Here is a 244-nt window from a genome sequence, read left to right as displayed (position 1 = left end):
GTCCTGCTGTCGCCATTAAATTCCAGGCATTAATTAATTGATTTTTCGGTACGGTTTGAATAATCGCAAGGCGAGCGACAGGCATCATAAATGCCCCGCCAATACCTTGGATAATTCGTGCGAGCACAAGGGTTTCAAGAGAGATTGACATCGCACAAGCTACCGAGCCGAATACAAAGGTAAAAACAGCAGAACGGAAAACAGTGAGCGTACCGAATTTCGCTGCCGCCCAAGCAGTTAAAGG

1 pseudogene is annotated in these 244 nt (G+C 46.7%); it reads right to left on the bottom strand.

Annotation, left to right across the window (positions count from 1 at the left end):
• Positions 1-244, bottom strand: a pseudogene (locus CUZ56_RS15410) (MFS transporter); the annotation flags it as partial.

The sequence above is a fragment of the Saezia sanguinis genome (assembly GCF_003991585.1).
Lineage (GTDB): Bacteria > Pseudomonadota > Gammaproteobacteria > Burkholderiales > Burkholderiaceae_C > Saezia > Saezia sanguinis.
This window is presented reverse-complemented; position numbering and strand designations above follow the sequence as displayed.